Raw genomic sequence first — 12658 nt, forward strand, 5'->3', positions numbered from 1 at the left:
CGCTATTTTACCGCAAGCCGGGGCTGATTCTTCTGTTATTAAAATACATGCATCAGGCGTAATGCCGTGTAGAAAGCCATGCCAAATATAATGGTCTGCAGCATATTGCGACGCAGCAAGTAGAAGATCGTAGCAACAATTCCAGACACCAGTTTGAGATTGCTCAAATCAAGCACAGCATGGCCGTCCGCCAGTATCAGGTCCGGCGCGACGATGGCCGCCAGCGCGCAGGCCGGGGCGTAGCGCAACATTTCCTGCACCCGCTTCGGGATGGTCACATGTTGTCCAACTACCCAAAACGAGCTGCGGGTGGCGGCCGTGGCCACCGCCAGCGCACCGATGACGGCCCAGATTTCCCAATCAGCCATGTGTTTTTCTCCATTTTTCGGCGCCCTCTTCGACCGCCATCGAGGTCAGCATGCCGACCAGCACGGCCAGCAGCAGGCCCAGCTTGTACGGCAGGCCGGCCGCCAGCACCGACACCACGCCGGCCACCAGCACGCCGCACAGCGCCGGACGGTCGGCCATCAGCGGGATCATCACGCAGATGATGGCCAGCGTGCCGGCAAAGCTCAGCCCCCATTCGGCTGGCACGGCGCTGCCGAGGAAGATGCCGGCGATCGAGCCGATCTGCCAGGCGGCCCAGTTCGGATACAGCAAGCCCTTCAGATAGGACAGCTTGCCCACTTGCGGCGCTTCGGACGGGTATTTTTGCAGGAACAGCGCGACCGTCATGTCGCCGGCCACATAGCCCAGCAGGAAGCGCTTACGCAGCGGCAAATGCGCGAAATGCGGCGCCAACAGCGCGGAAAAGATGACAAAACGAAGATTTACTACAAAAGCGGTGGCGAAAATGACCCAGATCGGCGAGTGCGCGGCGATCAACGGCAAGGCCGCCAGCTGGGCCGATCCGGCGAACACCAGCATGGTCATGCCCAGCGCCTGCGGCACCGTCAGCCCGCTCTTGACCATCGCGATGCCGACCACCAGGCCCCAGGCGCCGATGCCGAACAGGGTGGGCGTGCCGGCCTTCACCCCCTCGCGCCAGGATGGCTCATGATGCTCTGCCACGTAAGGCGATGGGGGTGCGCTGCTGGATTCGGTCATGTGGATTCTTGTGGCATTCCTGCCACATAGCAGGTGGGACCGGTGTTGTAGAGGCGCTATTTTACCGATGATTTTTGCTCAATGCGCGAATCCGTTAAAATCGTGGTTTTCCCTCAGCCTTTCGGAGCATAAGAATATGACCACCGCCAACACGTCCGCCGCCGCCAATGCCGTAGAACTCGAAGGCAAGGACCTGCCAGCCCATTGCCCGAACCCCGCCATGCCGCTGTGGTCGTCGCATCCGCGCGTATTCCTGGAGTTTAACCATGACGGCGTCGCCAAGTGCCCTTACTGCGGCACCGCCTACCGCCTGAAGCCAGGCACCGTCGTCGGCCACCACTAATCAGCGCAGCGCTACCGGAGCCAGCATGCCAACCAAACGAGTCAAGCAGTTGAATGGTAGCGCCGCCGAAACCGAATCGGCGTTTTACGATGCGCTGAACCGCGCCGACCTCGATGCGCTGATGGCCCTGTGGGCCGACGACGACGAAATCGTCTGCGTGCATCCCGGCGGCCCGCGCCTGATCGGGCACGCGGCGATCCGCTCGTCATGGAGCGCCATCCTCGGGCATGGTGGCCTGCACATCATGCCGTCGCAGCTGCATGAGACGCACAACTTGATGAGCTCGGTGCACACGGTGGTCGAAGGCACCACCGCCGCAGCCGGCAACGAAGCGGCGCACCTGGTCGCCACCAACGTCTACGTCAAAACCCCGCGCGGCTGGCGCATCGTGCTGCACCATGTGTCGGTGGCGCCGGGCCCGGTGCCGGTCGATACGCCCACACAAGTCTTCCACTAAATTAAGCCGCAACGAATCGCCGTGAAGTACACCGCCCCTCTGTGGCTGCCCAGCGGCCACCTGCAGACCATCTATCCCGCCACCTGCATCGCCAAGCCGGCGGTGCAGTTCCGGCGCGAGCGCTGGGATGCTCCGGACGGCGACTTCGTCGACGTCGATTTCGTCGACGGCCAGCCGGGGCAGCCGTTTGTCGTGCTGTTCCACGGCCTCGAAGGCTCGTCCGACAGCCACTACGCGCGCGCGCTGATGGCCGACGTGGCCGCGCGCGGCTGGTCCGGCGCGGTGCCGCATTTCCGCGGCTGCTCGGGCGAGCCGAACCGCGCGCCGCGCTTCTACCATTCCGGTGATGCCGAGGAAATCGACTGGGTCATCCGCCGCCTGCACGCGCGCAGCCAGGGCAAGTTCTACGCGGCCGGCGTCTCGCTGGGCGGTAATGCGCTGCTGCGCTGGCTGGGCGAATCGCAGCACCGGGCGGACTTCGTCGACGCCGCCTGCTCGGTGTCGGCGCCGCTGGACCTGGCGCAGGGCGGCGCATCGCTGTCGAGCGGCTTCAACATGATCTACACGCGCATGTTCCTGCAAACGCTGAAGCCCAAGTGCGTGGCCAAGCTGCAGCAATTCCCCGGCCTGTTCGAACTGGACAAGCTGCGCGCCGCGCGCGATCTCTACGAATTCGACAATGTCGTCACGGCGCCGCTGCACGGCTACCGCAACACCGAGGATTACTGGGACCGCGCCAGCGCCAAGCACGTGCTGGGCGACATCACCGTGCCCACGCTGGTGCTCAACGCCAGGAACGATCCCTTCCTGCCGGGCCGCCATCTGCCGCAGCGTGCGGCGGCCAATGTGGTATTGGACTATCCTGCTCACGGAGGCCATGTCGGTTTTGCCGTCGGCGGACTGCCGGGCAAGCTGGACTGGCTGCCACGGCGCCTGATCCATTTCATGGAAGGCGCCACCGGGATCGCACAAAACGACGCACTGGTGGAACAGCATGGATGACATCGTCAAGCAGGCGCTGGCCAAATGGCCGAACGTGCCCCACTGCTACGGCTGGCTGGGGCTGGATGCGCGCGGCAATTGGCGCATGCGCGACGAGCGCGCGCAGCACCTGAACCTTCCTGGCGACAAGCTGACGCATGGCGCGCTGGTGGCCTTCATCGTGCGCAACTATGCCGCCGACGAGCGCGGCTGCTGGTATTTCCAGAACGGTCCGCAGCGCGTGTACGTGCAATTGGAGGCGACGCCCTACATCGTCCGCACCGATCCCGATTCCGAGCATGGCTGGACGCTGCACACCGGCGCCGCGCTGGGCGGCATCGATGAAGCGGTGCTGACGGAGACCGGCGCGCTGGTCTTGCGCAGCGGCGACGTGGTGGCGCAACTCGACGACCGCGACTTCGCGCACGTGCTGCCGCAGTTGCAAATGAATGGCGAGCCGGTGGACGACGAAGCCTTGCTGGCCTGGCTGGAAGGCGACGAACTGCCGCCGGTGGCGCTGACATTGTGCGAGCGGGGCCGCCAGATCGCCGTGCAGCGCATGGCTGGCGCCGACTTGCCGGCGCGCTTAGGCTACGTCAGCGTACCGTCCGCCCCGACGTAATATCCTGTGAACGCGAGCGGTCGAACGGATCGGTGGTAGCGTCCGAGTTCTGCTGACGCAGGCGGTCGAACGGATAGCTTGACTGGCGGGCATCCGCGCCGGACTTTATCTCGGCCTTGAACGCCGGCCGCGAGTCGGCCTCGCGCATATCCTTCTTGGCCTTGTCGCCCATTTCCTCGCGGCGTTTGGCCTGCAGCTCGCGTTCGCGCGCATCGATGACGGCCTGGTCGTAGAAGGACGCATCGGGCGCCTTGCGCGCATAGTTCAGCTGGTCCAGCGCCGACAAGGTGCCGCCCTGCAGCACATACGATTCCGCCAGCGCGATATGTTGCAACGCCAGCTTGCCCTGCTTGGAATACGTCTGCGCCAGCAGGTCGTAGGAATCCGGATCCTCGCGGTACAGCTGCACCTGGTCGCGCAGATAGACGGCCGCTTCCTCCAGCTTGCCGGCCGCGATCATCGCCTCGCCGTACTGATGCGCGATGCCGCGCGACAGCGGGAACTTCTGGTGCGCCGCCTCCGCCTCCTCGGCGGCCTTGGCCAGCACCGCCTTGTTATCCGGCTGCGCCAGCTTGATCTCGATCGACGTCGCGACAAATATCGATTCCGCCTTGGTGCGCGGCGCGGCGCCGAACACACCGGCCATCGGCGGCTTGTTGACGGTGTCGCGCGCCTTGTCCAGCCAGGTTTGCGCGCTGGCCGTGTCGCCCTGCTTCATGCTCAGGAAGGCCATGCCGTATTGGCCGGCGGCCTTCAGCTGCCAGTTGTCCTGCCCCATCTGGGTCTGGAAAAACTGCTTCGCTTCGGCATAGCCGTTGGAGGTCTGGTCCTGCAGCACGCGGGCGCGCGAACGCACCAGGTAAAAGTCCAGGCTGTCCTGGCGCTGCTTGTACGGCTGCTCGCGGATGCGCGCCTGGATGTCGGCGATGCGCTCGGTGGTCAGCGGGTGGGTCAGCAGCCAGGCCGGCACCAGATCGCTGTAGTTGCGGGTCGAATTCTGCATTTGCTGGAAGAAGGCCACCATGCCCGACGTGTCGAAGCCGGCCTCGCCCATGATCTGGAAACCGATGCGGTCGGCTTCGCGTTCGGCATCGCGGCCGAAGTTCAGCTGACGCTGGATCGCCAGGCCCTGGCCGCCCAGGAACACGCCCATGGCCGCGTCGCCGCCGGCGCGGGACGCCAGCGCGGCCAGGATCATGGCCGCCAGCGGTATCAGCGCGTCCTGCTTCTGCTGGCCGATGGAGCGGGCGATGTGGCGCTGGACCACGTGGCCGATCTCGTGGCCCAGCACCGAGGCCAGCTCGGACTCGTTGTTTGCCGCCAGCAGCAGCGCCGAGTGCACGGCGATAAAGCCGCCCGGCAGCGCGAACGCGTTCAGCTGCGGATCGCGCACGACAAAGAAGTAATAATCGAAATTGGCTTCGCCGCGCGCGCCGGGGCGGGCCGCCACCAGCGCGTTGCCGAAGTTGTTCATGTATTCGAGGATGGGGCCGTCGTCGAGAAAATCCTTGTCGCGGCGGATGTCGCGCATGATTTCCTCGCCCAGCTTGCGTTCCATCAGCGGCGACAGGTCCTGGCGTTCGGTATCGCCGAGCGAAGGCAGGTTCGGGATCTTGGCGGGCGCCAGCGCGTTCTGCGCCATCGCCACCGGCATGGCGACCAGCAGCGCGGCGGCGGTCAGGCGCATGCGCAGGGAGCGGGGGAATCGTTTTTCATTCACGATGCTATGATACCCGCAACTCGCGCGCTTACGCACAGCGCTCTCCACTGAATTATTTTGTTACGTTTCGATCATGACCACACCCGCAAATCCCGCCGAGCAGCTGACCCATTTCGACGCCTCCGGCCAGGCCCACATGGTCGACGTCGGCGCCAAGGCCGAAACGCACCGCATCGCGCTGGCCAGCGGCACCATCCGCATGAAGCCGGAAACGCTGGCCATCATCACCGGCGGCACGGCCAAGAAAGGCGACGTGCTGGGCATCGCCCGCATCGCCGCCATCATGGCGTCCAAGCGCACCAGCGACCTGGTGCCGCTGTGCCACCCGCTGGCGCTGACCCGTGTTGCCGTCGATTTCGAGACCGACGTCGCCAATTCCAGCGTCCACTGCAAGGCCCAGGTGGAAACCTACGGCAAGACCGGCGTGGAAATGGAAGCGCTGACCGCCGTGCAGGTCGGCCTGCTGACCGTTTACGACATGTGCAAGGCCGTGGACCGGGGCATGGTGATGACCGACATCCGCGTGATGGAGAAGCATGGCGGCAAGTCGGGCGACTGGAGCGTGACCAGCCAAGCCATTGCTGCAGACTAAATCTGCTGGATACCGCCGTCGACAAACAGCTCGATGCCATTGACGAAGCTGGAATCGTCCGAGGCCAGGAACACCGCCGCCTTCGCGATCTCGTCCGGATCGCCAACGCGTCCCATCGGGATCAGCGAGGCCAGGTGGTCGAGGAAGCCCTGCTGCTGAGAAGGATCGTTGCCGACCAGTTCCACCAGGCCTGGCGTTTTGATCGGACCGGGGCTCAGCGTGTTGATGCGGATGCCACGTCCCTTCAAATCCAGAATCCAGTTGCGCGCAAACGCGCGCACCGCCGCCTTGGATGCCCCGTAGACACTGAACGCTTCGGTGCCGCTGCTGCCGGCGGTGGAGCCCGTCAGGATGACCGAGGCGCCATTTCCCAGCAGCGGCAAGGCGGTCTGGACGGTGAACAGCGTGCCCTTCACGTTGCGGGAGAAGGTGTCGTCAAAATGCTCTGCCGTAATCTGGCCCAGCGGTAGCATGGTGCCGCCGCCGGCGTTGGCGACGAGTACGTCCAGCTTGCCATGCCGGTCGCGAATGTGATCGAACAGTTGCTGTAACTGCGACTGGTCCGTGGAGTCGACGCGCATCCCTTCGGCAGCGCCGCCGATGGCGCTGACCGCAGCGTCGAGTTCCGTCTGCCGGCGGCCGGTGATGTAGACCTTGGCGCCTTCGCGGACGAAACGCTTGGCCATGGCCAGGCCGATACCAGTGCTGCCACCAGTGATGACTGCAACTTTTTGTACGAGTTTCAACGTCATGATGATCTTCCTTTAAAGTGGATGGAGTGCGAGTGAGTATGCAGAGGAACAACCGGCCCGATAAGGCAAGCGCGGCTCACAACATTTATGCTTTAATTGCATGAATCAATCACTCGGCGTCCCCAGATGAATAAATTGCTATGGATGCATTGCCTGGTTCGGGCTGTGGAGACCGGCAGCTTTTCGGCCGTGGCGCGCGAATTGGGCATCGGCCAGCCCAATGTCAGTCGCCACATCGGGTCGCTGGAGCGCATGCTGGGCACCAGGCTATTGAACCGGTCGACTCGCCAGCTGACCGTCACACCCGACGGTCAGCGCTATTACGAATTGGCCCGGCAGGCGATGGATGTCATCAATCAGGCGGAGTCCGAGGCGCGTGGACAGCAAAATCCGCATGGACTGCTGAGGGTGGCGTGCGCCCCCACCCTGGCGGTGGAACAGATCGTCGATTCACTGCCGGAATTCATGGCCAGGTTTCCGGATGTAGAGGTGGAATTCAGGCTCAGCGACAGCTTCGCCGATCTCATCGCCGAGGGAGTGGATGTGGCGATACGCGGTGGCGCGCTGAAAGACAGCGCGCTGCGGGCACGGCGGGTTGGAACCTCGGAGCGCGTCTGCATCGCCGGTGCCGCTTATCTGGAGCAGCATGGCGTTCCGAGCCAGCCCGCCGATTTGCTGCAACATCAATGCATCATCTATACCCTGCTCGCTGAAGAAGGACGGGGCTGGGCATTCACGAACGGCGAGGTGCACGTGACGGGCCGCCTCAAGCTCAACAGCCTGGAGGGGGTGCGCCGCGCGGCGCTGGCGAACATGGGCATAGGCTATTTGCCGGCGTGGATGGTCGCCCATGAGCTTCGCAGCGGCAAGCTTCAACTTGTCCTGGGCGATCATGCAAAGAAATCGCCGGTCAATGCGGTGTATTCCGCTGACCGGCTACTGCCACTGCGCGCGACGGTCTTCATCGACTTCATCGCCGCCTTGTTCGCCGCCACGCCGGGACTGGACGGGCTGCCCTTGTCCAGGACGCCAGACTAAAGCACGCCGCGACCAAATCGCAACTGCTCGTCTTGTCTGATTGTTACCCTTCCATGGCAGGTATATAATTGATGTCACGGAAGTAATTATTTGACGCAGGTCTCACGAAAGAATTTGCATGAGCAGCACTCCTCCCGCAGGCGAAGCCAAGACTCAGGAATACGAATTCGAGCAGATGAACCTGCAGGTAGGCGGCAGGATACAGTTCATTACTCACCGTACCATCAAACCCATCCAGCACTTCTCCACGCTGATAGGATGGTCCAAAGACGAATACATGATCGTCAAGGTGCCGTTCGAGAATGGCGCACCGATCGCGCTCAACGATGGCGACAAGCTGACGATCCGGGTCTTTTCCGGCGTGAACGTGTGCTCTTTCTCCTGCGTCGTGCAGCGCGTGTTTCCCAGGCCGCTGTTTTATGTCCACCTGTCGTTCCCGGTATCGATCCAGGGCACCAGCCTGCGGGCGGCGATGCGGGTCAAGGTCGATATCCCGGCGCAGGTGACGACGCCGGTCGGCACCACCTCGGTATTCCTGGTCAACCTGAGCGTTTCCGGCGCATTGATCGAGTCGGCCAAGAGGCTGTCGGAAGACGACGCCGAGGTCGGCCTGTCGTTCTACCTGATCGCCCAGCCCGGCAACCGGCAGGTGCGCATCAATCCGCAGGCGACGATACGCAATATCAACATGGTCAAGCCGGCCACCGGCGGCAAACCCGACGTGTTCACTTACGGCGTGCAATTCATCGACCTGGACCCGGTCCACTACACGATGCTGCAAAACCTGACCTACGAAGCGCTGATCGCCGACCGCCAGAAGATCGTCTGATGCGTTTTGCAGGGACGAAAAAAAACCGGCCGAGGCCGGTTTTCTACATCTAAATCAGCTTAGATGTTGTTCTTCGTGATGGCGGTCTTCGCGGCCGTGTTGGTCACCGTGGTGGTGGCCTTCCAGGTCAGGTTGGTGGCGCCAGCTGCGATGGTCGGGGTGTAGATTACGGTCAGGCCATCGACGCCGGTACCCAAGCCGGTACCCAGGGTCAGGGTGATCACGCCGGCAGCGACGGTTGCGCTGGCGACTTCCTTGGTCGGGGTAAAGACCGGAATGCCAGGCTTGGTATCGGAGCAGTCGGTCAGGATGCCGCCAGCTTCCTGGGCGCAAACGGCCACAGCGGTTTTCAGCGAATCGGCAGCGCCCTGGGCGTTGGCGATCTTGGCTTTCACGGTGTAATCGCTATACGCTGGAATCGCCACGGCGGCCAGGATGCCGATAATGGCGACCACGATCATCAGTTCGATCAGGGTAAAGCCGGCTTGTGCTTGTTTCTTCATCATTTTCATGGATTTCATTTTCTACTCCTGAGGGTGGGCGCTACGTTTTTTTGTGTACTTTCCTATGAGCAAGTGGCGTGCCAAGGCATTTCAGCCACCAAAAGGAACGAAATCATAAAAAATACGCCACTTTTTGTCAGTTTCCATGACGCAATTTGTCAGTCGCGCAATCGATTGACAAATTTTGTCAGTCGCCCACAAAAAAACCCGGCCGCAGCCGGGTTCTCTATGCATCTAAATCAGCTTAGATGTTGTTCTTCTCGATGGCGGTCTTCGCAGCCGTGTTGGTCACGGTGGTGGTGGCCTTCCAGGTCAAGTTGGTTGCGCCAGCTGCAACGGTTGGGGTGTAGATGATGGTCAGGCCATCGACGCCGGTGCCCAGACCGGTACCCAGGGTCAGGGTGATCACGCCGGCAGCGACGGTTGCGCTGGCAACTTCCTTGGTCGGTGTGAAGGCTGGGATGCCTGGCTTGGTATCGGAGCAGTCGGTCAGGATGCCGCCGGCTTCCTGGGCGCAAACGGCCACAGCGGTTTTCAGCGAATCGGCAGCGCCCTGGGCGTTGGCGATCTTGGCCTTGACGGTATAGTCGCTGTACGCCGGGATCGCCACGGCGGCCAAAATACCGATAATGGCAACCACGATCATCAGTTCGATCAGCGTAAAGCCAGCCTGAGCTTGTTTCTTCATCATCTGCATGGATTTCATTTTTGACTCCCGGGTGTGTTGAACATCAAAATTTTGTAGAGCACCTAGCTATGTGCAATTGATGTGCCAGCCCTTTTTGCGATGGAATCCGGCTGAAACCGCCTGAAACTGCCGTTTTTTGTCGGTCCGACTGCCCTTTTTTGTCAGCCGGTACGCCGCAATTTGTCAGCTCAGCCCGCAACTGACAAATTTGGTCAGCCGATGCGGAAGGCCATTTGTGTTCCGCTGAGGTCGATCAAGTCGCCCGGGTGCAATCGTTGCGCCGCCTGCTTGCCCAGGGCGACGCCATTCACCAGCGGCGCCACGTCGCCTTCCGTGTGGACGATCGAATACGCATCCGGCTGACGATGGATCACCACCACCTGCACGCCGGCGCGGCCGAGCGTGGTCTGCGGCTTGGTCAGCGCCACCTGCTTGCCGGCGTTGCTGCCATTTAATACTTCGATTTGCGCCAGCAACGGTGCCGCCGCAGCCATCGGCCGCACGCCGTCAGCCACGAACTCGACGTGGAACTTGGCCATCTTGATCACATCCTGGTGCTGCAGGAAATGCTTGCCGATGCGGTGGCCGTTGACGAAGGTGCCGTTGGTGCTGTGCAGGTCCTCGAGGAAGGAATCGTCGAGGATGGTGACGATGACCGCGTGTTCGCCGCTGACGGCCGGATGCGTCAGCACGATGTCGTTGCGCGGGTGACGGCCGATGGTCATCCGCTCCTTGCTCAGTTGTACTTGCTGTTCCACCTGCCCATCCCGCGAGATGATGATCTTCGCCAATCTGGTCTCCAAAAGAAAAAGCCCCGTGTGGCCTTGCGACGATCTTGAGCGTCGCATGCGCACATGGGGCTTTTTTATTCCACATTCAAGCTGGCTGTTATTACAGCATGGCTTTCAGCAGACGCGCCATTTCGGACGGGTTCTTGGTGACGGTGATGCCGCAAGCTTCCATGATTTCCAGTTTGGCTTGTGCGGTGTCGGCACCGCCGGAGATCAGCGCGCCGGCGTGGCCCATGCGCTTGCCCGGAGGAGCGGTAACGCCGGCGATGAAGCCGACCACTGGTTTCTTCATGTTGTCTTTGATCCAGTAAGCCGCGTTCGCTTCGTCCGGGCCGCCGATTTCGCCGATCATGATGACCGCGTCGGTGTCAGGATCGTCGTTGAACATCTTCATGACGTCGATGTGCTTCAGACCGTTGATCGGGTCGCCGCCGATGCCGACTGCCGACGATTGGCCCAGGCCCAGTGCGGTCAGCTGACCGACTGCTTCATAGGTCAGGGTACCCGAACGCGAGACCACGCCGATGCGGCCCTTGCGGTGGATGTGGCCTGGCATGATGCCGATCTTGATTTCGTCAGGGGTGATCAGGCCTGGGCAGTTAGGGCCCAGCAGCAGGGTCTTCGAGCCGGCTTTGGCCATGCGGTCCTTCAGGGCCATCATGTCGCGGACTGGAATGCCTTCGGTGATGCAGATGGCCAGATCCATTTCAGCTTCGACAGCTTCCCAGATCGCGGCGGCCGCGCCTGCAGGCGGTACGTAGATCACCGACACGTTTGCGCCGGTTTCTTTTTTCGCTTCGGTCACGTTGGCGAAAATAGGAATGCCTTCGAAGTCTTCGCCGGCTTTCTTAGGATTCACGCCTGCCACGAAAGCAGCTTTGCCGTTCGCGTAGTCGCGGCACATGCGGGTGTGGAATTGACCGGTCTTGCCGGTAATACCTTGGGTAACGACTTTGGTATCTTTATTGATCAGAATGGACATGTTGATTCCTTAATTAAGCTTGACCGGCAGCGGCTGCTACAACGCTCTTCGCTGCATCTTCCATGGTGTCGGCTGCGATGATAGGCAGACCGGAATCGGCCAGCATCTTCTTGCCCAGGTCTTCGTTGGTGCCCTTCATGCGCACCACCAGAGGCACCTTCAGCGAAACGGCTTTCGATGCGGTGATCACGCCTTCGGCGATGACGTCGCAACGCATGATGCCGCCGAAGATGTTGACCAGGATGGCTTTCAGGCCTGGGTTTTTCAGCATGATCTTGAACGCTTCGGTCACTTTCTCGGCCGTTGCGCCGCCGCCCACGTCCAGGAAGTTGGCCGGCTCGCCGCCGAACAGCTTGATGGTGTCCATGGTGGCCATGGCCAGGCCGGCGCCGTTCACCAGGCAGCCGATGTTACCGTCCAGCGAGATGTAGGCCAGGTCGAATTTCGATGCTTCGACTTCGGCTGGATCTTCTTCGTCCAGGTCGCGGTAAGCCAGGATTTCCGGCTGGCGGAACAGCGAGTTGGCGTCGAAGTTGAACTTGGCGTCCAGTGCGATGACCTTGCCCGAACCGGTCAGGATCAGCGGGTTGATTTCGGCCAGCGACGAATCGGTTTCCCAGTAGGCTTTGTACAGGCCTTGCAGGTTGGTGACCGCGTCGGCGATCGAACCTTCCGGCACACCGATCTTGGCGGCGATGCTGGCGGCTTCAGCGTCGGTCAGGCCGACGGATGGGTCGATGGCGATCGAGTGCAGCAGTTCTGGGTGGGACTCGGCAACTTCTTCGATGTCCATGCCGCCTTCGGAGGAAGCCATCAGGACGACGCGCTGCGATACGCGGTCGGTCACCATCGACACGTACAGTTCTTTCTTGATGTCCGCGCCTTCTTCGATCAGCAGGCGGCGTACTTTCTGGCCTTCAGGGCCGGTCTGGTGCGTGACCAGCTGCATGCCCATGATTTGCTCGGCGTATTCTTTGACTTGCTCCAGCGACTTGGCTACCTTCACGCCGCCGCCTTTACCACGGCCACCGGCGTGGATTTGTGCTTTTACAACCCAGACCGGGCCGCCCAAGGTTTCAGCAGCTTTGACTGCTTCTTCCACGGACATGCACGGAATACCGCGCGGAACCGTCACTCCGTATTTTCGGAGGATTTCTTTGCCTTGATACTCATGGATTTTCATGCTGGCTTCCCTTCTGATGCTGATGTGTAAAAATCGGTTGATAGTGCGAAATGTGTGTATCTAGTAAGCA

Annotated in this window: 16 protein-coding genes; 7 read left to right on the forward strand and 9 right to left on the reverse strand. The window is 61.7% G+C overall.

All coding sequences use genetic code 11. The features are described from left to right. Nucleotides 1-38: 38 nt before the first annotated feature. On the reverse strand, nucleotides 39-368 hold the full coding sequence (locus ACSQ3S_RS30675) for an AzlD domain-containing protein (protein WP_436144734.1): 330 nt from the start codon (nucleotides 366-368) through the stop codon (nucleotides 39-41). Continuing rightward, complete coding sequence (locus tag ACSQ3S_RS30680; protein ID WP_436144735.1) at nucleotides 361-1107, reverse strand: AzlC family ABC transporter permease; 747 nt, start codon at nucleotides 1105-1107, stop codon at nucleotides 361-363. Before ACSQ3S_RS30680 ends, ACSQ3S_RS30675 begins: the two co-directional genes overlap by 8 nt. Before the next feature lie 136 nt (nucleotides 1108-1243). Between ACSQ3S_RS30680 and ACSQ3S_RS30685 the strand changes: the two genes are divergently transcribed. Genes ACSQ3S_RS30685 through ACSQ3S_RS30700 form a run of 4 tightly spaced genes read left to right on the forward strand, consistent with a single transcriptional unit; the run spans nucleotide 1244 to nucleotide 3510 of the window. Further along, a complete protein-coding gene (locus ACSQ3S_RS30685; protein ID WP_176652294.1) occupies nucleotides 1244-1450 on the forward strand; it encodes a zinc-finger domain-containing protein in 207 nt (68 codons plus the stop codon). 25 nt (nucleotides 1451-1475) lie between these two features. Further along, complete coding sequence (locus ACSQ3S_RS30690) at nucleotides 1476-1907, forward strand: YybH family protein (protein WP_436144736.1); 432 nt, start codon at nucleotides 1476-1478, stop codon at nucleotides 1905-1907. 21 nt (nucleotides 1908-1928) lie between these two features. Beyond that, complete coding sequence (locus ACSQ3S_RS30695; RefSeq protein WP_436144737.1) at nucleotides 1929-2909, forward strand: YheT family hydrolase; 981 nt, start codon at nucleotides 1929-1931, stop codon at nucleotides 2907-2909. Continuing rightward, nucleotides 2902-3510 carry a DUF2946 family protein gene (locus tag ACSQ3S_RS30700; RefSeq protein ID WP_413446721.1) on the forward strand — a complete coding sequence of 203 codons (609 nt, stop codon included), beginning with the start codon at nucleotides 2902-2904 and terminating at the stop codon, nucleotides 3508-3510. The genes ACSQ3S_RS30695 and ACSQ3S_RS30700 overlap by 8 nt, the downstream gene beginning before the upstream one ends. On the opposite strand, the gene ACSQ3S_RS30705 is transcribed toward ACSQ3S_RS30700, so the two are convergent. Continuing rightward, nucleotides 3485-5197, reverse strand: coding sequence for a beta-barrel assembly-enhancing protease (locus ACSQ3S_RS30705; protein ID WP_436145103.1), 1713 nt, complete (start codon nucleotides 5195-5197; stop codon nucleotides 3485-3487). The two genes, ACSQ3S_RS30700 and ACSQ3S_RS30705, sit on opposite strands and share 26 nt — an antisense overlap. A gap of 106 nt (nucleotides 5198-5303) precedes the next feature. Between ACSQ3S_RS30705 and moaC the strand changes: the two genes are divergently transcribed. Further along, on the forward strand, nucleotides 5304-5822 hold the full coding sequence (gene moaC, locus ACSQ3S_RS30710; RefSeq protein ID WP_353401205.1) for a cyclic pyranopterin monophosphate synthase MoaC: 519 nt from the start codon (nucleotides 5304-5306) through the stop codon (nucleotides 5820-5822). On the opposite strand, the gene ACSQ3S_RS30715 is transcribed toward moaC, so the two are convergent. Next, nucleotides 5819-6574 (reverse strand): SDR family NAD(P)-dependent oxidoreductase, encoded by a 756-nt coding sequence (locus tag ACSQ3S_RS30715; RefSeq protein WP_353401207.1) that lies wholly within the window; start codon nucleotides 6572-6574, stop codon nucleotides 5819-5821. The genes moaC and ACSQ3S_RS30715 overlap by 4 nt on opposite strands. Before the next feature lie 126 nt (nucleotides 6575-6700). Here ACSQ3S_RS30715 and ACSQ3S_RS30720 point away from each other — a divergent pair, with 126 nt between their 5' ends. Further along, a complete protein-coding gene (locus ACSQ3S_RS30720) occupies nucleotides 6701-7612 on the forward strand; it encodes a LysR family transcriptional regulator (protein WP_353401208.1) in 912 nt (303 codons plus the stop codon). A gap of 118 nt (nucleotides 7613-7730) precedes the next feature. Further along, complete coding sequence (locus tag ACSQ3S_RS30725) at nucleotides 7731-8441, forward strand: flagellar brake protein (RefSeq protein ID WP_436144738.1); 711 nt, start codon at nucleotides 7731-7733, stop codon at nucleotides 8439-8441. A 59-nt stretch (nucleotides 8442-8500) separates the two neighbouring features. Here ACSQ3S_RS30725 and ACSQ3S_RS30730 read toward each other — a convergent pair whose 3' ends face one another. From ACSQ3S_RS30730 to sucC, 5 genes are all read right to left on the reverse strand, one after another. Further along, a complete protein-coding gene (locus ACSQ3S_RS30730; protein WP_436144739.1) occupies nucleotides 8501-8962 on the reverse strand; it encodes a pilin in 462 nt (153 codons plus the stop codon). Nucleotides 8963-9188: 226 nt separating this feature from the next. After that, nucleotides 9189-9650, reverse strand: coding sequence for a pilin (locus tag ACSQ3S_RS30735; RefSeq protein WP_436144740.1), 462 nt, complete (start codon nucleotides 9648-9650; stop codon nucleotides 9189-9191). Between the two features lie 194 nt (nucleotides 9651-9844). Then, nucleotides 9845-10423: an FHA domain-containing protein gene (locus ACSQ3S_RS30740; protein WP_436144741.1), complete on the reverse strand. Its 579-nt coding sequence runs from the start codon at nucleotides 10421-10423 to the stop codon at nucleotides 9845-9847. 100 nt (nucleotides 10424-10523) lie between these two features. Continuing rightward, a complete protein-coding gene (sucD, locus tag ACSQ3S_RS30745) occupies nucleotides 10524-11405 on the reverse strand; it encodes a succinate--CoA ligase subunit alpha (RefSeq protein WP_152808787.1) in 882 nt (293 codons plus the stop codon). Nucleotides 11406-11418: 13 nt separating this feature from the next. Beyond that, nucleotides 11419-12588 carry an ADP-forming succinate--CoA ligase subunit beta gene (gene sucC, locus ACSQ3S_RS30750; RefSeq protein WP_176652285.1) on the reverse strand — a complete coding sequence of 390 codons (1170 nt, stop codon included), beginning with the start codon at nucleotides 12586-12588 and terminating at the stop codon, nucleotides 11419-11421. Nucleotides 12589-12658: the final 70 nt, after the last annotated feature.

Origin of the sequence: Duganella sp. LjRoot269, from assembly GCF_964254095.1 — a bacterium.
GTDB classification, from domain to species: domain Bacteria; phylum Pseudomonadota; class Gammaproteobacteria; order Burkholderiales; family Burkholderiaceae_D; genus Rugamonas; species Rugamonas hordei.

Bases quoted from the DNA above. Each gene is read 5' to 3' on its own strand.
- ACSQ3S_RS30675 (WP_436144734.1), bottom strand. From the start codon at position 368: ATGGCTGATTGGGAAATCTGGGCCGTCATCGGTGCGCTGGCGGTGGCC.
- ACSQ3S_RS30680 (WP_436144735.1), bottom strand. From the start codon at position 1,107: ATGACCGAATCCAGCAGCGCACCCCCATCGCCTTACGTGGCAGAGCAT.
- ACSQ3S_RS30685 (WP_176652294.1), top strand. From the start codon at position 1,244: ATGACCACCGCCAACACGTCCGCCGCCGCCAATGCCGTAGAACTCGAA.
- ACSQ3S_RS30690 (WP_436144736.1), top strand. From the start codon at position 1,476: ATGCCAACCAAACGAGTCAAGCAGTTGAATGGTAGCGCCGCCGAAACC.
- ACSQ3S_RS30700 (WP_413446721.1), top strand. From the start codon at position 2,902: ATGGATGACATCGTCAAGCAGGCGCTGGCCAAATGGCCGAACGTGCCC.
- ACSQ3S_RS30705 (WP_436145103.1), bottom strand. From the start codon at position 5,197: ATGCGCCTGACCGCCGCCGCGCTGCTGGTCGCCATGCCGGTGGCGATG.
- moaC (WP_353401205.1), top strand. From the start codon at position 5,304: ATGACCACACCCGCAAATCCCGCCGAGCAGCTGACCCATTTCGACGCC.
- ACSQ3S_RS30715 (WP_353401207.1), bottom strand. From the start codon at position 6,574: ATGACGTTGAAACTCGTACAAAAAGTTGCAGTCATCACTGGTGGCAGC.
- ACSQ3S_RS30720 (WP_353401208.1), top strand. From the start codon at position 6,701: ATGAATAAATTGCTATGGATGCATTGCCTGGTTCGGGCTGTGGAGACC.
- ACSQ3S_RS30725 (WP_436144738.1), top strand. From the start codon at position 7,731: ATGAGCAGCACTCCTCCCGCAGGCGAAGCCAAGACTCAGGAATACGAA.
- ACSQ3S_RS30730 (WP_436144739.1), bottom strand. From the start codon at position 8,962: ATGAAATCCATGAAAATGATGAAGAAACAAGCACAAGCCGGCTTTACC.
- ACSQ3S_RS30735 (WP_436144740.1), bottom strand. From the start codon at position 9,650: ATGAAATCCATGCAGATGATGAAGAAACAAGCTCAGGCTGGCTTTACG.
- sucD (WP_152808787.1), bottom strand. From the start codon at position 11,405: ATGTCCATTCTGATCAATAAAGATACCAAAGTCGTTACCCAAGGTATT.
- sucC (WP_176652285.1), bottom strand. From the start codon at position 12,588: ATGAAAATCCATGAGTATCAAGGCAAAGAAATCCTCCGAAAATACGGA.